Below are 23,143 nucleotides of genomic sequence, written 5' to 3'. Positions count from 1 at the left end.
GTGATGTGAGGGAAGGGCGGCAGCGCTGCCCGTCCCTCTGGGGCGATACTTCATGCAAGAAGCGTCGCCGACAAAAAAAGCGGGTCCATGTGAGTGGACCCGCTTTTTTATTTCTTGCTGCCGGGGCAGTCCTTGTGGACCGCCCGGCACGACACCGTGGCTTACGCCTTGGCGACGCTTGCCAGCGCTGCGTTGAACGTCTTGCTCGGACGCATGACTTGTTCGAGCTTTTCGAAGTCCGGCTTGTAGTAGCCGCCGATGTCGGTCGGCTTGCCTTGCACGTCGGCGAGTTCGCCCACGATGGTCTTCTCGTTCTCGGTCAGTTGCTTTGCGAGCGGGGCGAAGAGCTTGGCCAGTTCGGCGTCGTCCTTCTGCTCGGCGAGTTCCTGTGCCCAGTACATCGACAGGTAGAACTGGCTGCCACGGTTGTCCAGCTCGCCGGTTTTCGGCGACGGACCCTTGTTGTTGTCGAGCAGCTTACCCGTTGCGGCGTCGAGCGTCTTGGCGAGGATCTTGGCGCGCTGGTTGCCCGTCTTGATGCCCAGGTCTTCCAGCGAGACAGCCAGTGCCAGGAATTCACCCAGCGAATCCCAGCGCAGGTGGTTCTCTTCCACCAGTTGCTTGACGTGCTTCGGTGCCGAGCCGCCAGCACCCGTTTCGTACATGCCGCCACCGGCCATCAGCGGCACGATGGAGAGCATCTTGGCGCTGGTGCCCAGTTCCATGATCGGGAACAGGTCGGTCAGGTAGTCGCGCAGAATGTTGCCGGTCACCGAGATGGTGTCCAGACCGCGGATCACGCGCTCCAGGGTGTAACGCATGGCGCGCACTTGCGACATGATCTGGATATCGAGGCCGTTGGTGTCGTAATCCTTCAGGTACGTTTCGACCTTCTTGATCAGTTCGGCTTCGTGCGGACGGTACGGGTCGAGCCAGAACACGGCCGGCATGCCCGAGTTGCGCACGCGGTTCACGGCGAGCTTCACCCAGTCGCGGATCGGTGCGTCCTTGACCTGGCACATGCGCCAGATGTCGCCGGCTTCCACGTTCTGCGAGAGCAGCACTTCGCCCGTGGCGATGTCGACGATGTTCGCCACGCCGTCTTCGGCGATTTCGAACGTCTTGTCGTGCGAGCCGTATTCCTCAGCCTTCTGCGCCATCAGGCCGACGTTCGGCACCGTACCCATCGTGGTCGGATCGAATGCGCCGTTCGTCTTGCAGAAGTTGATGATTTCTTGATAGATACGAGCGAACGTGCTTTCCGGGATCACGGCCTTCGTGTCCTTCGGACGACCGTCGGCGCCCCACATCTTGCCGCCGATACGGATCATGGCGGGCATCGATGCGTCGACGATCACGTCGTTCGGTGCGTGCAGGTTCGAGATGCCCTTGGCCGAGTCGACCATCGCCAGTTCCGGACGGTGCTCATGGCAGGCGTGCAGATCGCGGATGATCTCTTCGCGTTGCGTGCTCGGCAGCGCTTCGATCTTCTCGTACAGGTTCACGAGACCGTTGTTGACGTTCACGCCCAGTTCGTCGAACAGCTTGCCGTGCTTCTCGAAGGCTTCCTTATAGAAGATCTTCACGGCGTGGCCGAACACGATCGGGTGCGAGACCTTCATCATTGTGGCCTTCACGTGCAGCGAGAACATGACGCCGGTCTTGCGTGCGTCTTCCATCTGTTCTTCGTAGAAGTCGCACAGCGCCTTCTTGCTCATGAACATGCTGTCGATGATTTCGCCGTCGAGCAGCGAGACCTTCGGTTTGAGGACGATCGTCTTGCCGCTGTTCGTCACGAGTTCCATCTTGACGTCGCGAGCCTTGTCGATCGTCATCGACTTTTCGCCGTGGTAGAAGTCGCCATGCTTCATGTGCGCGACGTGCGTGCGCGAAGCCATGCTCCACTCGCCCATGCTGTGCGGGTGCTTCTTGGCGTAGTTCTTGACGGCGAGCGGTGCGCGACGATCCGAGTTGCCTTCACGCAGGACCGGGTTCACGGCCGAGCCGAGGCACTTCGAGTAACGCTTCTGGATGGCTTTCTCTTCGTCGGTCTTCGGGTCTTCCGGGAAGTCCGGAATCTTGTAGCCCTTCGACTGAAGTTCCTTGATGGCGCTCTGGAGCTGGAACACCGATGCGCTGATGTTCGGCAGCTTGATGATGTTCGTGTTCGGATCCTGCGTCAGACGACCGAGTTCGGCGAGGTTGTCCGGGACGCGTTGTTCTTCGGTCAGGAATTCCGGGAATTCGCCGAGGATACGGCCCGAGACCGAGATGTCGCTCGTGTCGACCGCCACGCCCGCCGGAGCGGTGAACGTGCGGATGATCGGGAGGAAGGAGCCGGTGGCGAGAAGCGGAGCTTCGTCGGTCAGGGTGTAGATGATGCTGGGTTGCTGCGTGCTCATCGCTGGTCTCGGATTCAAGAATCAGGAAAAGGTGGGGGAACGCCGCCGACTGGGTCACAGTCCGCAAGCCATGACAAATTTTCCCTGATTGTGACACGGGTCGGGTGCAAAACTGAAATGCCTTTTCGTAATGTGAATGCTTGGGTCTTATATAAGACTGGCACGGAAGTGCCCATCTCGCCGTTGAAAACCCCGCAGGCTGGGGCAGGGGTGTGGGAATTGGCAGGGAAGGAGGGCCTTCTGATGAGGGTTGTTTGGATGGATTTGGTTTTTCGATAGTAATAATCTATGAAAAACGCCACTAAAGCCGTCGTCGAGACACGAGGAAATCCGGTTCCAGAGCGCACCGTACGCGGTCACGCCGAGTCCGAACATCGCAGTGTCGGCGGGGTCGACCACGTGAGGCCGGTGCAGCAGCGAACTTCCCGGCAGCGTCATCATCCAGGGTGCGGTCATGTGCCGCATACGCGAGCATGGGATCGGTGTAGTCTGACTCGCATGCTCACCGTTGTTACGCCTACTTCTCGATACTCGTGACTTCACTCATGACCAAAGCGCGCGCCGTGCCTATGCCTAGCGACAGCGCAATTGCACCGCTCTATGCGGGCGCAGATTTGTCAGACGCGTATGCAATTCGACTGCCGCCCGAGGCCAGCGACGATCTGGAGGTCCTGACGCGCATCCTGTTCGAGCGGCAGGCGTGGTGGATTCGTGCACTCTTGTGTGTCCGCGACGCAGTGATGGTGACCGTCAACGTCAAATCGTCTCACGCCGTCGGCCTTGCTGGCGCAGCGCGGGGGCCGGTGATCAGTTTCTTTCCACTGCTCTCAAAGAGTGCGACGGAGTTGGTTCTGGGTGCAGATGACAGGCATCTCGATTTCCGCGTTTCCGTCCAACTTCGCACCGATTCGGCCAATGGGCGCGAGTTGCTCACCGCGACAGTTGTGCATTGCCATAACCGGCTGGGAAGAATCTATCTTGCGACGATTGCACCGTTTCATCGCGTGATCCTTCGGGCGAATTTGGAACGAGCGGTCAGAGATATGAGAGTGTGAGCAGAGATTGAGCAGAAAAAGAAAAAGGCCCTCGGCATTTGCCTGAGGGCCTTTCCTTGCGCGAGTCGCGCGAATCTGGTGGTGGTACAGCGACCAAGGTTGAAAATTAATCTGCCGTATTATCAAAGGGTTGTGTTTTGATTTTCTGTTTCATACCCTCAAGCGTACCCTGATGCATACCCCAGTTCCTGCCGCTTTCTGCCAGTGATCTGTACTCTGCGACTAACTTGGGCAAGCCCTCCTTTGGTGCGCGTGGCTGCGTCTAGCGTCTTCCGACCTGGAGGTCGTGTTTTGTTGTGCAGATCGAACAACGCGGGAGCAGGCATGCCGCAGAGCTGCTCCCCGGCAGAATTCACATTTTGATCTTAAGTATTTGAATTTTATATAAATCTAATCGGTCAAGTAGTGGTTTTTGCTCGCTGGTATCCTTTGGTCAATAGGTCGAAGTCCTGCGACTCGTTGGCGATTTTGCATCTGGGTGACCACAACATTCATACGTCGGCTAGTAAGCGTCGAACATATGCACAACGTAGAAGAACTAGAGCGTGATCCGCCCATCCATGAGTGGCCCGAATGGGATTGGTTTGATCAAGTCGCCGCTCTCGTGAAGCAAACGAAGCGAAGCATCAGCGAGGGGGATCTAAACACCCCAGCTCCTTTGTACCCGCTCTTAGATTCCATTGACGAGTCTATCGAGTCCTTGGCGATGTTGGTGCGACGTCAGAGATTGCGTGATTCCTACGTGCTATCTAGGGTGATATACGAGACCGCTGTCAACGTGTGCTTCTTGTTGGTGGATCCGGTTCCGCTAGGGAAGCTCGCCTTTTCTCACGCACGACAAAAATCACTTCGCAATCTCAAGCGCGCGATAAGGATCGCTGGGACCCTCATATTTGAATTTGAGCCAGAAGGAACCGAGCAGTTCTTGAGTCAGCCAACGAACCAAGCTTGGCTGAGAGAGTTCACTTCAAAATCTGGTCGCGAAATAACGTCTTGGACGCCGGAGAATGTTCAGCAGCGTTTGGATGCGATTTTTTTGAAATTTGGAGAGAGCAAGACACGTGGGCTAGCATTCGGTTTGCTAATCTACCGAAATGCCTCCGAAATTGCGCACGGAACGTTGTTTGGTGCGTTGTTTTCGTGGGGGGCAATGGAGGTTGGGCGGCCGCTTCGCTCCAAGGAGGACATTGGGAAATTTAGGCGGAAAGAGCTTCGCCATATGATGAAACTTGTTTCCTATTCGCTCGAATCTTTAATTCGAGTAGTAAGTTCAGTTACGGAGGCGACCGATATGGATGCCGCCGCAACAAACGCGAGAGCTACCTATTACGGGCGGCGAGGGATGTAGTGGTCCAGTCCTTTGACTTTGACAGTCGACAATTCAGATACCGGAGGCGTGGAACTCTTCTTCAAACCCCCAGGGGAACTGTAGCGATCGTGCGGCGAACGCCGTCACTCCACAGAATTGAGCGTGTTGCTGGCCATGTCCCACGTCCACTGCCTCTTTCGCACACGTTGCGATGCTGTCGCATCCAACCGGCTTCGTACACCGTCACCGACCAGGGATCGCACGACGTAGATCGCTCCGGCACTGGGTAACTGCTGCACCTTAGAGGCCGACTCAGACACAATTGTCGATGCGTTGGGGTCGCCAGCAATGGTTGCGCATCGAGCGTAAAACGCGCGCGCCAACGCTTCAATGTCGGGAAGGTTTTTCGCCTTGGCGATACGAATACTTCGTTCGTAATAGTCGCGGGCGTACTCAAACTCTCCGGCTGCATAAGCCAGCGCGCCAGCGTTTGCGAGCAACTGTGTCGAGTGAGTACGAGACTCAGGAAGCCGTGCCAAAATCATTAATTCATCGAAGGCATCATCAAGATCGCCATTCTGAATCTTGGCGAATAGGAGGTTTAGGCGGAGGTGAAAACTCGCTTTTCCGTCCACCTTGATGGCCGCTTCGACAGCCTTTTGGGCTCGCTCATACTGACCATCTATGCTGTACAAGTAGCACAATGCGTCGTGAGAACGAGAACCAAAAGGCTCATCATCTACCCAAGCTAGCGCGTGGGAAATGGCCTCTTCAATTTGGAGCTTCCTGTAGGCATTATGGCTATTGGCTTCGTAAGAAAGTGGGGTGCGGAGAGCGTCGTCATTGACAATCAATCGTAACTTTGATGCCGCCCACTCGGCCTGCGCGAGGCTATTGTCGTTGGGGTGGATGAGGGCTTTTTGAAACAGCTGTTTCGCTCTTTTATCGCCACCGTTCAGATATTCTACCGTGGCTAACGCGCTTGCTAGTTCGCTTTGATCCGCGCCAATTCGCTTCTCATCCAATAATCTCCGAACATTCTGTTTTACTAGGCTTGAAGTGCGTCCTCGCACTGTAGCGACTGCAATTTCTGACGCCTGCACCCACGGGTCCGATTTCAATAGGGGGGAGCCGCGAAGCAAGTCATGCGCGATTTCATGCTCGCCGATGTGGAGGTAATACCGCGCAGCTGCACGAACGACAAATCTAGACTGCGGTGCCATCGCTACCGCCGCTCGGACGTATCTCAGCGCAGATTTTTCGTGTTGTTCAACTGTTAGTGCGCGTGCTACATCCATCAGTAACACCGGGTTACGGTAGTTTGCAAGAAGGTGCTTCCTCGCCTCTTTGACGAAGTCCGCACTGGACGCCTGGACGCGCTCTTCGTCGTCGGTTCCTAAGATTTTTTTAGCCGTTCTAATAAGTTGCCGACCGCCGATCTTGGCTTCGTTCGCGATGATCACGTTTGCGGCTTTTCTTGCCACATCCGCTAAGCCCGCTTCACTTGCTAGAAACATTAGCTCCGAGGCGATGGGTACAGAGCCGTCGGAGATAAACTCACTTTCTTTTCGGGCTACTTCCGCGCTCAGGTCACGGCGAATGGCAGACGGACTTGTCTTGGCTTCATCCGTTTGAGCGGTGACAATAGACGTGCGCCACCGGGGTACTACACGTCGAGCCTCTGGACGGTTATGCATGTTTGTTCGGGCGTCGTACGCTCGCAGTCTTTTCTAATCGATCAAAGCGTGACGCATATCTTTGCAGCCACAGTAATCCACTTTGGGGAGTGGTGCCGCCGTTCGAGCGCCCTCTAAGGCTCGGGTCCGGCGAGCACAGGTCACGTACGATTTCGGCCAGTTCATTACGAAATTGCGAGGGGAAGTCCCCAGACAGATCGTCTAATGCGACCGCAAACGACGCTTGAATGTGAGGCATAACTTCCACGTATGAGTTCCCCCAGTTGCCTGGTCGATATGGGAGTGCGACGCGTTGCATTACGAACTCTGGAAAACAGATGTTCGTAAAGGTGAAGACGACAAGGCATCCCAGATGAAATACGTCCGTGCTTAATCTTCGCTCTACCCAATCACTTGATGTGTGGCCATATCGTTGCTCGAAGGGGGCATAATTAGTCGCACCAGCGATAGCGAAATTATCGTGAGGGGCTACTTTTCCTCGCAAAGAGGAGCGCCCGAGATCTGCCAGTTTCAATTTGTTGCCCTGGAACCGTAGGACGTTCGACGGCTTCAAGTCTTGGTGAGCAATAGCCTGGCTGTGCAGTTGGAGCAATGCGAGTGTTGTCTGATGGAGAACGTAAAATTTCCATTGATCGGAAACCTGCGTTGTTACGTCTACGGTTCCACGAATGTCGCCGTCGGCCAGTTCGAACACCAAGAAAGGAACCTGTCGAAGGACTTGAATAACCTCGGGCCCGCGCTCAATCTCTCCGGCCTCTAGAACTTCAACGACGCGGCCCAGACGCTTCTCCTTGCACAGTTGCACGAGTTCACTTTCATGGGCGAATCCCGCGAGGAGGCCCATAAGCTGGCTTACAGGAAACTTCTCTATATCTAGCGCCTTGAGAAAGGCTTGCTTACCATCCTTTTCCACATAGTAGCAATCTGAGAAATGGCCTCCGGTGTGATCTTCGGAAAACTTGGCTCTTTCTCCGATTGCCCAACCACCTGGCGTGGTTTTCCCCGTAAGGTCAAGCATGACCGTCCCCCTATTCGAGTTTCTAAGATTTTTGGGTTGTACCGTGTGATGTCTAACTCGTTTGTCGCATAAATATCAATTGCTTCAGGCGCTCCGTCAAGACTCAGGCTACTGCGGTGCCTTTGATGTCAGGGGGGGCACACTGGACAAATAAGCCGTGGTTCCGTGGTATGCCCCGAATATGCGCGCGCGATTTCAATAAAATCAAAGGCTTAGCTATCAACAAAATGCCACGGTTTTGGGTGTGGCGCGGCAAGAATTCCGTGGCCCAAAAAATAGGCAACTCGTCAAAACAGTGGCACGTGTCAAGCTCTTATTTTCTCTGCTCTTCTTCTCTTTCTCTTTGATTTAAAAAAGAAAAGAAGAAAATGAAGGGGCGGCGGCGAGGACGCAGGGTGTGGCGGAATCACTCAAAACCGTGGCATTTTTGGATAAAACTGTGGCAGCCAGTTCTAGTAAATTCAAGGGGTTACGAGTGATTGCCGCGGAACCACGGCTTTTTTCTCGCTGCCTGCTACCCAATGACGTGCCAAGGGGCGGCCCTCGCCCACGTGCGTATGTAGGTGAAGCGAGGAGATCAGGCAAAAGGGGTTTCCAATCTGCCAGTTCCTTTGTGAAGGGGAGGCAGTGGCGCACGCGGCAGCCTTCGGCCGTTGCCGATGCTTGGGTGGCAATGCGTGTTCGGTGCGCCAAGGCGGCAAGGCACCGCCGGACTGGCGGTGCCTAGTGAGGAAGGGCGGAGAGGGGTGTACTGAAGCGAGCGGGCGGACTAGGGAACGCCGATCTGGCTCAAGCGTTGCCGTAGCTGGCGGGAACGTCGGGCGACGCATATAGGCCGAGCTGTTCGAGCTTTGAAAGGCGAATGGCCGTCAGATGAGCATGTCTGCGCCCGCTGATGCGCCGCTCCACGTCGTCCATCGGTTTGCCGCCGCACACCGGCACAACGCCGGACTGGAGAAGCTGCTGCTTGAAGACCCGCCCGGTTTTGATTGGCAGCCCGTCGAACTTGGCCCGCAGGTGCGGAGCTGTCGACAGGTGATCCATGACGTGATTAGGACGCAGGAATAGGGCTAGTTCGCGCTTACCGTCAATCAAGATTTCGTCCCACGCAAACGGATGCTCAAACCGCTTCGCTTCGAGCTCCGACAACAGGATTTCCATAATCCAGACCCAAGGCAGGCGGGTGCCGTTCGTGTCGGCCAGGTGCGCGTTCATCTCGGCGACGAGATCCTCGACAAAGTAACCCTCATCAACATCGAGATCCGCGAATTCGCTGAGCAAGCCCCACGCCGTCATGACGGCCGCATAGTTTTCGACCATGCGCCGCGCCGTCGCATCTCCTTTCTCGGCCCGGCTCCGTTGCTGAGCTTGCGCAACATACGTGGCGTGCAAATCTCGAATGCGTGCCGGATCGAGCCTGGCCAGGAACTGTAACCACTCCCAGACCGGGAATTGGGGCAGATTGTGCGGAATCATGTCCCCTTGTTTTGCCACCGACAGCGATGTGCGGCACAACTTGGATTGCAGGCTCTCGACGTCGACCTCTTCCCCGGCCAGAAGCACCGGTGCACACATCAGGTACGGAGTCAGCGAGCTGCCGACCCGTGTGAACTCGAAACGGTAGGTCGATTGCAGCAAGCCGTCGATATCGGTCAGGATGGACTTGGGCAACTTGGAGAACTCGTCCCAGCCGACCGGATGTGATGTCCACGATACCGATGCACGGCGGCGGTGATCCGTCTTGAGCATCTGGCCCGATAGCACCTGGAACGCCAGCGTCGTTTGTAGGCTTTCCAGCAGCTTGGATTTGCCGGAGCCTTTCTCAGCTTGCATCTGCAAATGCGGGTAGAAACCCAGCACCGCCTTGAGATGTGCGCCGAGTGCCCATACGAGGGCCGTAGCGGCCGCGTTGCCCTTGAACGTCTTTTGGTATGCCCGGATGACTTCGCGGGCGTTGTGCGCCGTTCCTCGCGGGAAGATCATGTTCGCATATAGGCATTGCTTTTGCGGTTCGACAAAATAGCAGTCACCGCCCTGCATCGCGGCGAGTTGGCCATCGCGCCAGGCGAGGCCGACAAAGTTCACCACGTCGCGCGCCTGCAAGTCTGCCGTGCGCTCGAAGATGTTGACCATGCGACTGAACTGCGCGGGTAACCAGATCGCGCCGAACTGGCTGCGCCACCATTCCAGGTTGTAGAGCTTGTCATTACCGACAACCTGGCGCTGCAATGTTGAACCGTGGCGCGGGACCTGTGCACTGATACCGAATACGGTCTCGGGTTGGTTGTCGGGCGTGCCGTTGATCGTGGCTAAGTGGCTCTGAATGCGCAGGCGAGAAATGCCAGCGACGCGAAACGAGCACAAGTCCACCTTTTCCTCACTCCGGTCGCTTGGGTTTTCTTCTTCGTCCGCGTCTTTCCACTTGCGAACGTAATGGGTGAAATCGTCTTCGACGCGAAAGCGCCAGTAGACCTGGAAATCGTGCGACGGAAGGAAGATGCGGCGCGTGCCTTCGAGGCGCTTACCTCCTCCTGGCATACCGGGAATCATCCATTCTTCGAGCGAGCGGAGCCGTGTCGATAGCGCTCCGGCCCCGTGCTGCTTGAGCACATCATTGATGTCTTCACCGTCTTCCCAGTCCTGCATGTCGACAAATAGCGAGCCGATGTCCATCGCGGTGAGCGTATCCGACAAGTGCCACGCTGCCGTGAGGCCCGCGCGCCTGCCAGTCCGCTCATTCATCGCGTCAGTATGGTCAAGTGCGATGCGCACATGCCGCTTGTTCTTGAGGAATGACCAATCGATTTTCTCGACGTTGCCGGTGCCGCGCACGGCGAATGCTGCGAAGCTTCCGGGCAGAGCACAACACTCCACCGACAACGCATTGATAGGGCTCTCAACGATGTATACGGTGTCGGCTCGCCTGAGCCGCGCGGGATCACTGGTCCAGCCGTAACCAAGCTTGGCACCGTGGCATTGTGTCTTGACTCCGCCATTGAGCGCCGGATCTGCATAACGCATATCGACGGCCATAACGCGCGATGTGTCGAGTGCGCGCACGACAAATGCGGCAGCGAGGCCACCGTAGCTTTTTTCTCCGGGCGGCACGCTCTTGTTGTGCCACGTGTTCCAGCCGAGGCTGCCGCATTTGATCGCTCTCCGAATCACCGATTCGTCAATGCCTCTACCGGTTAGATATTCCACGACCGGATCTGGCGCGGCCAAGACCCCCTTGGCGATGTACTCCTCCTTGCTCTCGAGCGCGGTGGGCATCGGCTCACACGATTTCGGCAGCGGTATGCCCTGCATTTCACTGAGCAGTTTCGCGGCGTCCATGACCGACTCGACGCCGGGGGCGAAGTGCATGAGAAAGTCGATGCAGCTACCGCCGCGATCCGCCGACCAATCTTTGAATGCGTGACCGTCATCGAAGATCGAGACAGACGCATTGCGGTCGTCGTGATGCGGGCTGTGGTAATTGCCCTTGTCGCCGTCGCGGCGAAGTCCGAGTTTTTCGGCCAGCTCGTTGATGTCGACTCTACGCTTAACGTCGCGAAACCAAGTCGCCATTGCGTTGTTGTTCGTGTGGTGCATGGCTCGCCTCAAAGCATTGTCGAAATATCGTGGAACGACTCGTCCAACTGGCGCTTGAGCGGGGCGAGTAACGCGTGCAGTCCATCGGGATCGATCGGCTTGCGATCTGCACCGGCGAGGTAAAGCAGCTTGAGAAATGTCTCTAGCCCGGAGCTGACGGTGTAGAGGTCGATGACGGTCTGTTGAAGCGTCGCCTCGAACCCTTTACCCATCGTCACCAACTCGGACTGAATCTCATGAGCCGCCTGGATCGAGCGTTTACGACCATCGGAGAGGAGCCAGCGCAGATCGTTGAGCTTGCGGCGATGGAGGTCCAAAGCGAGGTGGCACGCGAAGTCGGCGGGCATCGACTTAGCCATGGCGAACCTCCGTTTCGACAACACGGGCAATTGCGACGAGCACATCACCGGCGGCGTCGAGCGACGCATCATCTGTCGGTGCGTTGACGGCCGCGCGCAATGCGGTGCGAGCGATGGACAGGATTTCAGTGAGGGCGGATTGCTCTTGACGAGCGAAGGCATTAGCCATTGCGGGCTCCTTGGGGTAGTTGGAGGCCCGCCGCTCATTTCGACGTGAGGGGTGGCGGGCCCGACAGCGGGGGTCGAAAACCGGTACCCAAGGAAACCGGCCAGCCCGAAGGCTGCCCCGCCCGGCCCGCCATAGAAGAGATAGGCGTGCGCGAACGCAACGGACGAAAAAAATGCCGCGACGCGGCTGTCCGCCTTGGAGTATTTCGGGTTTCGACGCCCGGCCACCGTTGTCTCGGTAGCAAGAGAATTGTTGGTCATCTTTACATCAAAGTCAAGCGGGCGCGGCGGCTCGCAAGTTCATATGGGCGGGCGAGTGACCCATCGATCCAGCGGGAGGGCCACTCGATTTCAGATGCCCGTCGATTCCGAAGCGACCGATCTACCGGCCAATTGCTTCGCAATCTCGGGGTTAGGCGTGCCGCTGGGCGACAAGGTCCGAACAACCTCCACCAGGCTCATAAAGGTGTGCCCGCATTCAATCTTCGTGCACGCGCAGTACAACTCGCGAGTCATGCGGGACAGCGGTCGGCTCGAGCGGATTAGCGCTCGCGAATCGCAGTGTGGGCAGACCAATTTCATTGTGATGCTCCGTCGGAAACGCCTTTCAATTTGCGCGGCATACTCGCCGAGCATTCGGCCTAGCAATCGGTGGCGATGCGGTAAACCTGCTCACCTTCACTCGTGAAGATCTCCACGCGATCAGACCGTCGTCCCAACGGAACAGAAAAGCGATGTCGACACGATCCGTTAATGCATTGAAACGTGGCTTCTGCTGCTGCGTTGTGGTGTGCGCGGAACGACTCCGCAGGCGTTTCGGCACGGCATTTCGGGCAATCGTGAATCATGTCATCGTCCTCCTTGTGTGCCTGCAGCGCGGGCATCGTTAGCTACGGCGAGCTGGTTCTCTTTCTCGATCCGAGATCTCATGCTTGGCGACATGGGGTCGTATCGTTCGCGCCCTGTCGGACGAACTACGGCATCAACGACGCAGTCTTGCTTTGCGTCATCGGCTGTTGCGTCATAGGTGCTTTCGATGACACTGAAGACCTCGCGAAGCATCGCTTCTTTTAGCGAGACAAACCCGGTCATGGCCCACGGTGCCGCGGGACCGTCCAGATGCATACGGCGTTCGACTAGTGCCATCGCCTGAATCACGGGCTGCAAATTTTCGGGCAGTGCCGCGAGTTGCTCGTCACGGCGTGACGCGACGATGTCGGCGAAGCACCCTCGCTCAATTTTTTTCGCGTCGCCAGCTTTCGCCCTCGCCAATGCAAACAAGGCCTCGACTTCTGCAGCTATCGAGCGGTAGTCCTCTGCAAGCGTGTACGCGGCACGCTCTTGGGCCTTCAGTTCGTGCATTTTCTTTGTTGACGGGTTGCCATCGCGGATCAGTGCCTTCACTGACTCTCGAGCTGCATTAGCATCTGCATCAGCGGCTGAAGCCGCCTTCAGGTGAGTTTCGAGTTCTGCGGCAAGTCGGTCGGCGTCGTCTCGCAATTTCTCGAACGTGATGCGCGCTTCGGCATGTTTGGCAATTACCGCTTTGATGGCGGGGGAGTGTTCGGTATTCATATCGGTTCTCAAAGTTGGCGCGCCGCGATGCGGGCCTCCATCCAATCGCGAATTTCACTAGCGAGCCAGGCGACGTTCTTGCCGGTCAGTGGTACCGGCTTTGGAAAGTCGCCGCGACGAACACCGTCATAAACGGTGGACATCGGCAGGCCGCACACGGCCATGACTTCGGGCAGTCGCATGAATCGTTCGGGCTCGGATTGCCCTGCATGGCTCAAGCGGATGCCGGGTGTTTCGCGATTGCTGGACGTCCCTGCGTGCGAACGTGACATCGGTTTTCCTCGTCGGGTTGGGGGTGAGCGACTAAGCTCGGTATTGCTCGCTGGCGCTCAATGGCGCTCGGTACTGCTCGGAGCAATCCCAGTGTCGGACGGTGGACGTGAGATGCTCAACCGCCTGATGTTGTATACGCCGCCTGCACAACGAAATGAGCGGTGGGGCGGCGGTTTGCGAGCGGCAAATACTTCCGACATGCGACATCTCCTGTACGTGGAAACGCGATATGGGCGCTACAGCGGCCTGGGCGAAAGCGAGGGGGGGCAGAGTCGAGTGCGGCGTCGCAGGCCGACACGTGACGCGCAGGGCAGTTTGGCGAGGCAATCGTCGTTGTACCTAGCGGCCCCTAAACCCCTGCGCGCGCAGTCATGACCCCGCCACGCCTGCCCGCTTGATACAACACTTTTTATGCACCTCTGCGCTGACCGCCAAGGCCCACCAGCATTGGTGCGGAAGGGCATTTCGGGGGGCATGAGACCTGTGCGCTTTCGTGCGCCAAGCTCATGCACTTCTGCGTCGCCTGGTCGGAGTGTCGTGAGTGGCCGCACTGGCTCGGTAGTTGAGCGGGTCGGCGATCCAGGTGTGCACCTGGCTGAAGTCGTACAAAGTGCAGCGCTCTGTGAGGCGAATTGGCTGCGGGGCATGGCCCGCTATCACCAACTGACGCCACTTCTCGCGGCATATTCCGACGAACGGCGCGATGTCGGACCAACGTCCTCTACCTATCGATGGTAGTGAGTTGAGATCCATTCGGTGTTGTCGCATCTCCAGCGAGGAATTGGCGGGAGACGTCGATTTGGATGAGGTGCTAGCCATCTGTGTGAATCGAATGCCAACGATAGGCAAATCAGTTGCGATGGCCGAAGCGTATGGTGTAGCGCTAGTTTTGTGGAGGGAGGGGGCTAGGTGCGAGTCGGGCAGCATCTAGCCAGGGCCGTGTACGGCTTGGTAGGGCACAGATAAATTACTTTCGCTCGTGTGCCCCTTTGGGGTCGCGCGACTACGGGGATGGTGTCTCGGAGGGGATTGTTGTTGGATTCTTCTTCGCGGAACTGATCAAGCGGGTCAGAGTATCGTGGGACAGGGCGATTCCTTTGTTTCTCAATATCTCGGCCGCGCGGGCGGCTGACAGGTTCGGACTGACCTCGTTAGACCAGACGCGAAGAGCGTGCAGCCTAATCTCGGCGTATTTCTCGCCAGTCTTGGAGCCACCGGAGCGCGCAATGCTCCGTCCATTTTCGCGTTGTTCGTATCGCGCGTGCACCCAGCCGATCGCGAGGCTCGCGGTAACAAGATTTTCTATCGCCGCGTCAGGAATGCCCTTTTCCCAGGAATCCCATGCGAGGGCGAGGCAAAAGTGGGCCCAAGCAAGCTTCTCAAGGATTTCCTTGTTCTGCCCACTTTGGATCGGAAGGTTCTCGAGAAAACGGGTTAGTGCCAGATCTCTTTCAATTGTTACGGGGGTTTGCAACCCGAACCCACCTGAGAGAATTGGAGCTCGAGAGCACATCACAATATGTGAGCATTCATCGCTATTGACGTCGAGGTCGAAAATTTCCTTGAGCAAGCGAGCGAGTTCGTCGGTTTGGCTTCCAATTGCCGTTTCGAGTTGCGAGACGGAGAGGGGCAGCAGTTGATCCATTTATTCGTGACGTGCGGAAATTGGTTGTCGGGGCGCGGCCGTAGGATGACTTAAACTTTCGGTGATACGTGACGCATCTATGAAATCTGCCCACCACTGCATGACACGTCGGCGCTCTGGCATGTACTTCGCGTGGTTGTAGGCAGCAATGGTTTGATTGGTTTCCTTGTGAGACAACTGCGCCTCTATGACTCGCGGGTCAAACTCTCCGGATTCGTTGAGCAGCGTCGAGGCGAGGCCGCGTAGGCCATGAACCGTCTGCTGTCCCTTGAAACCAATCGTATGGAACACCTGATTCATCGCTTCCCCGGTCACTGGCTTTAGCTTGCTCACGGCTCCGGGGAAAAGAAGGGCGAAGTGACCGGTATGCTGCTTGAGGTCCTCGAGCAACGAAATCGTCTGGCGTGCGAGAGGAACCACGTGAGGTGTTCCGGATAGTTTGTGCCAAAGGCGTCCCTTCATGCGACCAGACGGCACATGCCATTCCGCATTGGCGATATCGAATTCCCTCCATTCGGCGAACCGGAGTTCTCCTCCGCGAATGAAGGTTAGGACGGCCAGCTTCACGGCTGCAATCGTTTCTGGACGACCCTGGTAGAGGTCGATGCGCTGCAATAGGTCAGGGAGCTGGTCGGTGCCGACGTGGGGATAATGCTTTACTGGCGGCCGTGGCTTGAGTTGTGACGCCATGCCGACGGAAGCGTCTGAAGTTGCGCGGCCAGTACCGATAGCAAACTGGAAGATCTGGCTGATTGCCACGAGCGCCCGCCGAGGCATCTCATAAGCTCCGCGTGCCTCTATCTTGCGCGCTACACCCAGAACGAATGCAGGGCTGATGGTCGATATCGGATGAGGGCCGAGATCCGGCAAGAGGTCGCGCTCGAGCAACTGCCGCGTCTTCTGTGCGTATGTGGCGCTCCAGGTGTCCCGTCGATGGTCGAACCAGTCTTCGGCTACCGCCTTAAACGTGTTCCGATTTGCTGCTGCTTGTGCGGCACGAGCAATGTCTCGCGACAGTGCCGGATCGGTGCCAGTGGCGAGGAGTCCTTTGGCTTCTTCCCGCTTTTCGCGAGCTGTAGACAACGTCACCGCCGGGTAATCGCCAAACGTCAGGAGGTTTTCGGATTTTGTCCCCGGCTTCTGATATTTCATGCGCCACTTCTTTGCGCCGCTCGGGAGGACCTCTAGGTACAGGCCGCCGCCGTCACGAAGGCGATTACCGCCGTCGGCGGTGTATTTGGCCTGGCGGCACTGGAGATCTGAGAGGGGGAGAATTCGTTTGGGCATTGTTTTTAGGGTATGCGAACCCTCAAAACTATACCCCATACCCGAAACCGTACCCTTAAACCGCCTGGTTCTTGACGGGAAACGATGGGCAAAGATGGCAATAAAAAACCCCGGAAGCCTTTCGGCGCCGGGGTTTCATGGGCATCGATAGGAATCGATTGCCACTTATCTGGTGGGTGGTACAGGGATTGAACCTGTGACCCCTGCCGTGTGAAGGCAGTGCTCTACCGCTGAGCTAACCACCCAAATCATTAACTAAATCAATGACTTAGTGTCGATTGCTGAAGTTCTTCTTTCGCAATCAGGAGCAGAACTTTAACTGTTTTCGTAGAAGTCTGCAACCTTTCTTTTGTTCTGTTTTGCTGCCGTCGTGATGATATCTCTCGATCACTTCACGTCGTTTCTTGCGATGACTCGCAAGCAGCAAAGACAGCGATTATAGGGACGTTTTCTTCGTTTGGGAAGGGCTTTGTGCGATTTTTTCGCGAGGCTCGCCGCATTCGCCAAAAGATCGTGCAATCAGGGCGCCGCCGGTGCTTCGCCTTCCGGCGGCGTCGGTTCTTTGCGCCACACACACGTCCCCTTCATGCCCTTGTCGATGCCGTTGAGTACGCCATCGTGCAACTCCACTTCTTCGCTGGCTGCGAGGATCACCGGCAGATCGAACTGACGCAACGAAATCTTCTCGCGCGGCACGCCGTCGCTGCTGTCGTCACCCTCGCTGTCGTCGATGACAAGGCTTTCCTGACCGCGCGTCATCGCGAGATAAACGTCCGCGAGCAGTTCCGCATCGAGCAATGCGCCGTGCAACGTACGGTGCGCGTTGTTCACGCCGAGTCGTTCGCAAAGCGCATCGAGCGAGTTGCGTCGTCCCGGGAACATTTCGCGCGCACGCATCAGCGTGTCGATCAACCCCGAGCAGTTCTGCATGAACGGCGGCCAGCCAAGGCGGCCGAACTCCATGTCGAGAAAACCCAGGTCGAACGCCGCGTTGTGAATGATGATCTCGGCGTCGCGACAGTACTCGCGCAACTGCTCGGCAATCTCGGCGAACTTGGGTTTGTCGGAGAGGAATTCGGTCGTGAGGCCGTGCACCGCCAGTGCACCCGGATCGCTGTCGCGCTCGGGGTTGATATAGAAGTGCAGGTTGTTGCCGGTCAGGCGCCGATTGACCAGTTCGACGCAACCGATTTCCAGCAGACGGTCGCCCGTCTTGGCGTTCAGGCCGGTGGTTTCGGTATCGAGGATCAGTTGTCGCATGATGTTCGGTCGTGTTTCGTGTGCTTTCGGAATTGGCGCATTGCCGGCCGTTGCAAATGACAACGTCCTCACGCAGTGCGCGGATGATGCGAAGGGCTTACTCGCTTACCCGCGGCGCAGGCTCTCGACGCCGCGATTGGCCAACTGGTCGGCGGCTTCGTTACCGTCGTGCCCCGCATGGCCCTTCACCCAGCGCCAGTCGATGTCGTGCTTCTGCGAGACGGCGTCCAGCTCCTGCCAGAGGTCGGCGTTCTTCACCGGTTCCTTCGCGGCCGTCTTCCAGCCACGCGCCTTCCAGCCGTGAATCCATTCGCTGATGCCTTTCTGGACATATTGCGAGTCTGTATGAAGCACAACCTGACAGGGCTTGTTCAGGGCTTCGAGCGCGCGGATGACGGCGAGAAGCTCCATGCGGTTGTTCGTGGTGTTGGGTTCACCGCCGAACATTTCCTTGCGGTGCTTGCCCGCGACGAGCAGGGCGCCCCAGCCGCCGGGGCCGGGATTGCCTTTACAGGCGCCGTCGGTATAGATCTCAACTTGCGGCAAGGTCATCTCTCAAACAATCAATCGGACGCTTCGGTCGTTTCCGCCAGTTGGCGATGCGTGGTATTCGGTGTGGCAACCGGTGCCGCCGCTGGCTGGAGGCCGAGTATACGCTTGCGGACTTTGCCGACCAAACGCATGCCCTTGACGCGCTTGACCGCACGCACGGCATACAGCGCGCCGAAGATCGGCCACCAGCGGTCGCCCGCAGGCTCCATGAATTCGAAGCGTTGCAACCAGTGGTCGCCACGAAGCGGCGGACGATAACACCCGAAGCGGCCGCGGTCGATATCAAACGACAGCAGCTTGAGCCAGTCCTTCAGGCGGGTGAATGCAATCAGATCGGCCCCCGGCGGCAGGAACGGCGCGCCGGCGAGTCGGCCCAGTTCCTCCCGTGCGCCCCAGAGACTCAGGTTGTTGAAGCCGGTAATGATGACCTGACCTTCCGGCACGAGAATGCGTTCGACCTCGCGCAGGATGTCGTGAGGATTCTCGGCAAATTCGAGTACGTGCGGCAGCACCACAAGATCTGTGCTGGCCGTGGCGATCGGCAGTTCGTCGAAGCGGCTCACGAGGATGTCGCGTGCAACCATCTCCGCGCTCGCGCCTCCGGGCGTGCCGGATGGCGCGCATCCGGTCGTGTCGCTGGCGGCTTTGGTCATGAGCGGCGGGGCCTCCGGGCCACGCGCGGCGGGCAGGATGAGGCCCCGGTAGGGCATGCGGTTTTCGCGTAGCGTATCGAGCTCGGGACGGCCCAACTGCAACGCGTGATAGCCGAACAGATCCCCGACCCATTGGTCGAAGAGGGCCTGTTCCCATGCGAGCGCGTAGCGGCCTGGCGGTGAGACGAGCCAGACGGGCCAGTCTATAATCGGACGTTCTGACATGGTGGCGAGTATATATGGATGCGCACGCAGATGCGGCAAGTGGACAGTCAGCCGGAACACTGACCGTATTTCCAGTTCCCGCGTTCCAGGACAATTATCTCTGGGTCGTCGACAACGGCAAAGATGCCGTCGTGGTGGACCCGGGCGACGCTGCACCGGTGCTCGCCTATCTCGAATCGCGCAACCTCACGCTGCGCGCCATCCTCATCACGCACAAACATGCCGATCACATCGGCGGCGTCGATACGTTGCTCGAACGTTTCGACGTGCCGGTGCATGGTCCCGCACATGAGGCGATTGCCTGCGTCGATCATCCGCACAACGGCGGCGAGACGGTGCACATTGCATCGCCCGCGATGACGCTTGAGGTGATCGACGTGCCCGGCCACACCGCCGGTCACATCGCTTATTTCCTGGGTGCCGGTGCCGCGGGTGCGCCGCACCTGTTCTGCGGCGACACGTTGTTCTCGTGCGGTTGCGGCCGATTGTTCGAAGGCACGCCCGCGCAGATGCTCGCATCGCTCGATGCGCTCGCCGCGCTGCCACCCGCCACGCTCGTGCACTGCGCGCACGAATATACGTTATCGAATATCCGCTTCGCGCTCGCCGTGGATCCGGATAACGAGGCGCTCGGGGCGTGGCATAGGGAAGCGACGGCGCTGCGTGCGGCCGGTCGCCCGACGCTGCCGACGACGATTGCCCAGGAGCGCGTGACCAATCCCTTCCTTCGCAGCGACGCCCCGGCCGTGGTCGCGGCCGCCGAAGCCCACGCGGGACGCGCGTTGCTCTCGCGCGAAGCGGTCTTCGCGACCGTGCGCGGCTGGAAAGACACCTTTCGCTGATTTCACGGCTGGCGTGCAAGGCGCTAGCTGTGCAAGTGCTGCGCTGTCAACATCGCAGCGCGTCATACGCTCTGTCACGGCGCAGACGTTGACAGGTTTGTCGACGCCTGCTCCGCCCTGACGAATCGCCCCAAGTGTGAAGTTTCGGAGTCATATCGATGGCATCGTATACGTTCTCCCTGTCACGAAGCGCGTCGAAAATGCGTCTCGTCGCAGCCACAATTTGTGAATTCAAACTCGGGGATAACCCTTGCTTTTGGGACATTTCTGCGTAAATTTTGCAAAAAATTTAGGCAGAAAGGTTGACGCATCTGAAGGGTTTCCTTAACATCCTTGCCAATTTCATGAAGATGTAACCCAAATCGAGCCCGATCAATGCGACTTATCGTTAGCTTGCTCCTGACGCTGCTTCTCGCAGCGTGTGCCAGCACAGCGCCGACCACAGGTGCATCGAATTCCACGCCCGATGCGCAGAGCAAGTCGCCTGTCGCTTCGACCGCAAAAGGCAAGCAGCGCGTCTCCAGCGATCAGACCATCGACCTGGACAACGACTCGATCAACGATCTGGCCTACGGCAGCGACGACGCCGATCTCTGGTCGCGCATCCGCCACGGATTCTCCATTCCCGACCTCGACACCGACCTCGCGCAGGATCGCACGCAGTGGTACGCGCAGCGCCCCGAGTATGTCGAGCGCATGATTCAGCGTTCCGAGAAGTATCTGTTCCACATCGTCGAAGAGCTTGAGCGCCGTCATATGCCGACGGAACTCGCGCTGCTGCCGTTCGTGGAAAGCGCATACAACCCGCAAGCGCTCTCGACGGCCAAGGCCGCAGGCATGTGGCAGTTCATTCCCAGCACGGGCAAGACGTACAACCTCAAGCAGAACATGTTCCAGGACGAGCGCCGCGATGTGCTCGCCTCGACGACCGCCGCACTCGATTACCTTTCGAAGCTCTACGCGATGTTCGGCGACTGGCATCTTGCACTGGCCGCCTATAACTGGGGCGAGGGCAACGTGCAGCGCGCCATCGACCGCAATCAGGCACAAGGTCTGCCGACCGACTATCTGAGCCTGCGCATGCCCACGGAAACGCGCTATTACGTGCCTAAGCTCCAGGCCATCAAGAACATCATTGCGCATCCGGACATCTATAGCGTGAAGCTGCCGGAGATTCCGAATCACCCGTATTTCGTGAGCGTCACCACCAAGCGTGACATCGACGTAGCGCTAGCTGCCAAGCTGGCCGATCTGCCGCTCGACGAATTCCGCGCACTCAACCCGTCGTTCCGCAAGCCCGTGATTCTGGGCGCTGCACAACCGCAGATTCTGTTGCCGTTCGATAGCGCCGAAGTGTTCCAGCGTCGTCTGAAGGGCTACGACAAGCCGCTGTCGAGCTGGACGACGTACACGTCGTCGTCGCGTGAGCGTCCGGAAGACGTGGCGCGCAAGCTGGGCGTGGACGCAGCCGTGATTCGCTCGGTCAACAACATTGCGCCGCGCATGCGCCTGAAGGCGGGCTCGACGCTGCTGGTGCCGCGCTCGGACGACATCGATCAGGACATCAGCGCCTCGGTCGCGAGCAGCGCCGTGCTCGCCCTCGAACCGGATATTCCCGACACCCGCAAGGTGATGGTGCGTGCCCGCAAGCACGACACGCTCGCTGGCGTGGCATCGCGCAGTGGTGTGAGCGTGGCGCAGATCAAGAGTTGGAACCGCCTGCGTCGCGACACGCTGACGTCGGGCCAACTGCTGGTCCTGCACGTGCCGGTGAAGGACGCCTCGCGCGTGCTCGCCGCCTCCGCACCGGAGCCGGTCGCCGCGAAGGACGATGGCGATGCACCGCGTACGCGTCTGGTGCGTGGCAAGAACGGCAAGATGATTCGTGTGGTCGACCACCGTCCGGCCGCCAAGCAGACCAAGACGGCGGTCGCCAGCAAGGCCGCACCGGCGGCTAAGGTCGCCTCCAAGGCACCCGTCAAGGCCGCCGCGAAAGCACCTGCCAAGGCCGTCGCGAAGTCGTCGGCGAAGCCCGCGACGAAGGTCACCAAGACCGCGCAGCGCTAAGCCGCAGCAACGTTATCGCAGACGCCCGTGAGGTTCGCCTCACGGGCGTTTTGTTTTTGGCACTGCCATTGCGCGTCGCAATGACCCGCAAGTCCCTGCACGGGGTTTACGTGCGCCTTCGGAAAATTCCCATAAATGCATCGGCTCTCGTTTCCTATGATGAAGACGCGGACGATTCCGTTCGTATTCACTCAACAAGGAGTCCTAAATGAAGAAGGATCTGGGAGCCGTGAAAGAAGTGACCGAACTCGACGTGCTTGCATCGGTCGATGCCACGCACGCCACGCGAGGTGTCCTCGGCAATGACGCCGAAGGCATCACCGTGCTGCCGCTGTGCTTCAAGCCGGTTTGCATCCCGACGCTGCCGCCGGTGACCGGAGGTCATGCCTGACGTGGCAGATTCGACGCGAATCGGAACCGGCGCGTGTGCGGACGCGCCGGTTTTCCGTCATCTGGCACCGGACGTTCACATCGTCGGGATGGACGCACACGTCGTCGTGCTCAAGCTCGCTCGCGATCGCTACTTCAATCTGTCGTACGCGCACTCTCAGGCGCTGCGTCGGCTGATCGGATGGCGTCACGCGCCGGAGGAGGTCGCGCAGACGCTGCCAGCGATGCAGGACATGTTCGACGCCGAGGGGCTACTCGCGCCCGGTGAGCAGGACATGCCCGACCCCCGACACGCCACACGCGACATGGCACCTCGTCTCGGCTTCGACGCCTGGCTGGCGATGCCCGGCGATCTTGCTGGCCACGCGCGTACTCGCGATGTGATGCGTGCGAGCTATTGGCTCTGGCAAGCCCAGCGAGCGACGCGCAAGACGCGTATGGCGGGCGTGATCGGGCGCATCAATGCCGCCCAGAAACGACGCGACACGCAGTACGGTCTGCCCGGCGATTACGCGCCGTACGTCGCGGCGATGCACCGCGCGGCATTGTGCTATCCGCAGTGCACACCGTGCCTGCCGTGGTACGCAGCGCTTGCCCTGTGGTGCGCGCATGACGGACTGCGTCTGCAACTGGTGATCGGCGTACAGCGCCAGCCGTTCTACGCCCACGCGTGGGCGGAAGCGCAGGGTCGTGTGATTGGCGACGACCCGCGACGTCGCGAGCAGCTCGCCGTCATTTACGAGACGCCGGTCTGATCGTCCATTCGCGTGGT

20 protein-coding genes and 1 tRNA gene are annotated in these 23,143 nt (G+C 58.6%); 6 read left to right on the top strand and 15 right to left on the bottom strand.

The window, feature by feature from the left end:
- Positions 1–161 precede the first annotated feature (161 nt).
- On the bottom strand, positions 162–2,402 hold the full coding sequence (locus NTU39_RS18360; protein ID WP_150666500.1) for an NADP-dependent isocitrate dehydrogenase: 2,241 nt from the start codon (positions 2,400–2,402) through the stop codon (positions 162–164).
- A gap of 545 nt (positions 2,403–2,947) precedes the next feature.
- Between NTU39_RS18360 and NTU39_RS18355 the strand changes: the two genes are divergently transcribed.
- A complete protein-coding gene (locus NTU39_RS18355) occupies positions 2,948–3,457 on the top strand; it encodes a DUF2867 domain-containing protein (RefSeq protein ID WP_150666501.1) in 510 nt (169 codons plus the stop codon).
- Positions 3,458–3,977: 520 nt separating this feature from the next.
- On the top strand, positions 3,978–4,805 hold the full coding sequence (locus tag NTU39_RS18350; RefSeq protein ID WP_257958238.1) for a DUF5677 domain-containing protein: 828 nt from the start codon (positions 3,978–3,980) through the stop codon (positions 4,803–4,805).
- 104 nt (positions 4,806–4,909) lie between these two features.
- Here the strand turns inward: NTU39_RS18350 and NTU39_RS18345 are convergent, their stop codons facing one another.
- The 14 genes from NTU39_RS18345 to NTU39_RS18280 all read right to left on the bottom strand — a co-directional run bounded on the left by NTU39_RS18345 (position 4,910) and on the right by NTU39_RS18280 (position 19,072).
- On the bottom strand, positions 4,910–6,463 hold the full coding sequence (locus NTU39_RS18345) for a tetratricopeptide repeat protein (RefSeq protein ID WP_257958236.1): 1,554 nt from the start codon (positions 6,461–6,463) through the stop codon (positions 4,910–4,912).
- A complete protein-coding gene (locus tag NTU39_RS18340; RefSeq protein WP_257958234.1) occupies positions 6,456–7,481 on the bottom strand; it encodes a protein kinase domain-containing protein in 1,026 nt (341 codons plus the stop codon). Before NTU39_RS18340 ends, NTU39_RS18345 begins: the two co-directional genes overlap by 8 nt.
- Positions 7,482–8,270: 789 nt before the next feature.
- Positions 8,271–11,075 (bottom strand): toprim domain-containing protein, encoded by a 2,805-nt coding sequence (locus NTU39_RS18335; RefSeq protein WP_257958232.1) that lies wholly within the window; start codon positions 11,073–11,075, stop codon positions 8,271–8,273.
- An 8-nt stretch (positions 11,076–11,083) separates the two neighbouring features.
- Positions 11,084–11,434 carry a DUF1484 family protein gene (locus NTU39_RS18330; protein ID WP_257958231.1) on the bottom strand — a complete coding sequence of 117 codons (351 nt, stop codon included), beginning with the start codon at positions 11,432–11,434 and terminating at the stop codon, positions 11,084–11,086.
- Positions 11,427–11,603, bottom strand: coding sequence for a hypothetical protein (locus NTU39_RS18325; RefSeq protein ID WP_257958230.1), 177 nt, complete (start codon positions 11,601–11,603; stop codon positions 11,427–11,429). Before NTU39_RS18325 ends, NTU39_RS18330 begins: the two co-directional genes overlap by 8 nt.
- 350 nt (positions 11,604–11,953) lie before the next feature.
- Positions 11,954–12,118 (bottom strand): ogr/Delta-like zinc finger family protein, encoded by a 165-nt coding sequence (locus tag NTU39_RS18320; RefSeq protein WP_257958228.1) that lies wholly within the window; start codon positions 12,116–12,118, stop codon positions 11,954–11,956.
- A gap of 333 nt (positions 12,119–12,451) precedes the next feature.
- Positions 12,452–13,177 carry a hypothetical protein gene (locus tag NTU39_RS18315; RefSeq protein ID WP_257958227.1) on the bottom strand — a complete coding sequence of 242 codons (726 nt, stop codon included), beginning with the start codon at positions 13,175–13,177 and terminating at the stop codon, positions 12,452–12,454.
- An 8-nt stretch (positions 13,178–13,185) separates the two neighbouring features.
- A complete protein-coding gene (locus tag NTU39_RS18310) occupies positions 13,186–13,359 on the bottom strand; it encodes a helix-turn-helix transcriptional regulator (protein WP_257958226.1) in 174 nt (57 codons plus the stop codon).
- Between the two features lie 1,094 nt (positions 13,360–14,453).
- Positions 14,454–15,095 carry a hypothetical protein gene (locus NTU39_RS18305; RefSeq protein WP_257958225.1) on the bottom strand — a complete coding sequence of 214 codons (642 nt, stop codon included), beginning with the start codon at positions 15,093–15,095 and terminating at the stop codon, positions 14,454–14,456.
- On the bottom strand, positions 15,096–16,382 hold the full coding sequence (locus NTU39_RS18300) for a tyrosine-type recombinase/integrase (RefSeq protein WP_257958222.1): 1,287 nt from the start codon (positions 16,380–16,382) through the stop codon (positions 15,096–15,098).
- A 170-nt stretch (positions 16,383–16,552) separates the two neighbouring features.
- A tRNA-Val gene (locus NTU39_RS18295) sits at positions 16,553–16,627 on the bottom strand.
- A 274-nt stretch (positions 16,628–16,901) separates the two neighbouring features.
- On the bottom strand, positions 16,902–17,642 hold the full coding sequence (gene dnaQ / locus NTU39_RS18290) for a DNA polymerase III subunit epsilon (RefSeq protein WP_150666502.1): 741 nt from the start codon (positions 17,640–17,642) through the stop codon (positions 16,902–16,904).
- 105 nt (positions 17,643–17,747) lie between these two features.
- Positions 17,748–18,194 (bottom strand): ribonuclease HI, encoded by a 447-nt coding sequence (rnhA, locus tag NTU39_RS18285; RefSeq protein WP_150666503.1) that lies wholly within the window; start codon positions 18,192–18,194, stop codon positions 17,748–17,750.
- 11 nt (positions 18,195–18,205) lie between these two features.
- Positions 18,206–19,072: a methyltransferase domain-containing protein gene (locus NTU39_RS18280; protein ID WP_150666504.1), complete on the bottom strand. Its 867-nt coding sequence runs from the start codon at positions 19,070–19,072 to the stop codon at positions 18,206–18,208.
- 14 nt (positions 19,073–19,086) lie between these two features.
- Here NTU39_RS18280 and gloB point away from each other — a divergent pair, with 14 nt between their 5' ends.
- The 4 genes from gloB (at position 19,087) to NTU39_RS18260 (ending at position 23,126) form a co-directional block, all read left to right on the top strand.
- Positions 19,087–19,914: a hydroxyacylglutathione hydrolase gene (gene gloB / locus NTU39_RS18275; RefSeq protein WP_257958221.1), complete on the top strand. Its 828-nt coding sequence runs from the start codon at positions 19,087–19,089 to the stop codon at positions 19,912–19,914.
- Positions 19,915–20,289: 375 nt separating this feature from the next.
- The gene (locus NTU39_RS18270; RefSeq protein WP_150666506.1) at positions 20,290–21,981 is read left to right on the top strand and encodes a transglycosylase SLT domain-containing protein; all 1,692 of its coding nucleotides are present in this window, start codon (positions 20,290–20,292) and stop codon (positions 21,979–21,981) included.
- 208 nt (positions 21,982–22,189) lie between these two features.
- The gene (locus NTU39_RS18265) at positions 22,190–22,372 is read left to right on the top strand and encodes a hypothetical protein (RefSeq protein WP_150666507.1); all 183 of its coding nucleotides are present in this window, start codon (positions 22,190–22,192) and stop codon (positions 22,370–22,372) included.
- Positions 22,365–23,126 (top strand): lasso peptide biosynthesis B2 protein, encoded by a 762-nt coding sequence (locus NTU39_RS18260; RefSeq protein WP_150666508.1) that lies wholly within the window; start codon positions 22,365–22,367, stop codon positions 23,124–23,126. The genes NTU39_RS18265 and NTU39_RS18260 overlap by 8 nt, the downstream gene beginning before the upstream one ends.
- Positions 23,127–23,143 lie beyond the last annotated feature (17 nt).

The organism is Pandoraea commovens (genome assembly GCF_024704525.1).
GTDB classification, from domain to species: Bacteria; Pseudomonadota; Gammaproteobacteria; order Burkholderiales; family Burkholderiaceae; genus Pandoraea; species Pandoraea commovens.
Note: the sequence above shows the minus strand (reverse complement) of the source record. Positions and strands in the feature narration are given on the sequence as shown.

What these genes read in the sequence shown, in the direction of transcription:
- NTU39_RS18360 (WP_150666500.1), bottom strand. Translation starts at nt 2,402, where the DNA reads ATGAGCACGCAGCAACCCAGCATCATCTACACCCTGACCGACGAAGCT.
- NTU39_RS18355 (WP_150666501.1), top strand. Translation starts at nt 2,948, where the DNA reads ATGACCAAAGCGCGCGCCGTGCCTATGCCTAGCGACAGCGCAATTGCA.
- NTU39_RS18350 (WP_257958238.1), top strand. Translation starts at nt 3,978, where the DNA reads ATGCACAACGTAGAAGAACTAGAGCGTGATCCGCCCATCCATGAGTGG.
- NTU39_RS18345 (WP_257958236.1), bottom strand. Translation starts at nt 6,463, where the DNA reads ATGCATAACCGTCCAGAGGCTCGACGTGTAGTACCCCGGTGGCGCACG.
- NTU39_RS18340 (WP_257958234.1), bottom strand. Translation starts at nt 7,481, where the DNA reads ATGCTTGACCTTACGGGGAAAACCACGCCAGGTGGTTGGGCAATCGGA.
- NTU39_RS18335 (WP_257958232.1), bottom strand. Translation starts at nt 11,075, where the DNA reads ATGCACCACACGAACAACAACGCAATGGCGACTTGGTTTCGCGACGTT.
- NTU39_RS18330 (WP_257958231.1), bottom strand. Translation starts at nt 11,434, where the DNA reads ATGGCTAAGTCGATGCCCGCCGACTTCGCGTGCCACCTCGCTTTGGAC.
- NTU39_RS18325 (WP_257958230.1), bottom strand. Translation starts at nt 11,603, where the DNA reads ATGGCTAATGCCTTCGCTCGTCAAGAGCAATCCGCCCTCACTGAAATC.
- NTU39_RS18320 (WP_257958228.1), bottom strand. Translation starts at nt 12,118, where the DNA reads ATGACTCGCGAGTTGTACTGCGCGTGCACGAAGATTGAATGCGGGCAC.
- NTU39_RS18315 (WP_257958227.1), bottom strand. Translation starts at nt 13,177, where the DNA reads ATGAATACCGAACACTCCCCCGCCATCAAAGCGGTAATTGCCAAACAT.
- NTU39_RS18310 (WP_257958226.1), bottom strand. Translation starts at nt 13,359, where the DNA reads ATGCGACTGCCCGAAGTCATGGCCGTGTGCGGCCTGCCGATGTCCACC.
- NTU39_RS18305 (WP_257958225.1), bottom strand. Translation starts at nt 15,095, where the DNA reads ATGGATCAACTGCTGCCCCTCTCCGTCTCGCAACTCGAAACGGCAATT.
- NTU39_RS18300 (WP_257958222.1), bottom strand. Translation starts at nt 16,382, where the DNA reads ATGCCCAAACGAATTCTCCCCCTCTCAGATCTCCAGTGCCGCCAGGCC.
- dnaQ (WP_150666502.1), bottom strand. Translation starts at nt 17,642, where the DNA reads ATGCGACAACTGATCCTCGATACCGAAACCACCGGCCTGAACGCCAAG.
- rnhA (WP_150666503.1), bottom strand. Translation starts at nt 18,194, where the DNA reads ATGACCTTGCCGCAAGTTGAGATCTATACCGACGGCGCCTGTAAAGGC.
- NTU39_RS18280 (WP_150666504.1), bottom strand. Translation starts at nt 19,072, where the DNA reads ATGTCAGAACGTCCGATTATAGACTGGCCCGTCTGGCTCGTCTCACCG.
- gloB (WP_257958221.1), top strand. Translation starts at nt 19,087, where the DNA reads ATGGATGCGCACGCAGATGCGGCAAGTGGACAGTCAGCCGGAACACTG.
- NTU39_RS18270 (WP_150666506.1), top strand. Translation starts at nt 20,290, where the DNA reads ATGCGACTTATCGTTAGCTTGCTCCTGACGCTGCTTCTCGCAGCGTGT.
- NTU39_RS18265 (WP_150666507.1), top strand. Translation starts at nt 22,190, where the DNA reads ATGAAGAAGGATCTGGGAGCCGTGAAAGAAGTGACCGAACTCGACGTG.
- NTU39_RS18260 (WP_150666508.1), top strand. Translation starts at nt 22,365, where the DNA reads ATGCCTGACGTGGCAGATTCGACGCGAATCGGAACCGGCGCGTGTGCG.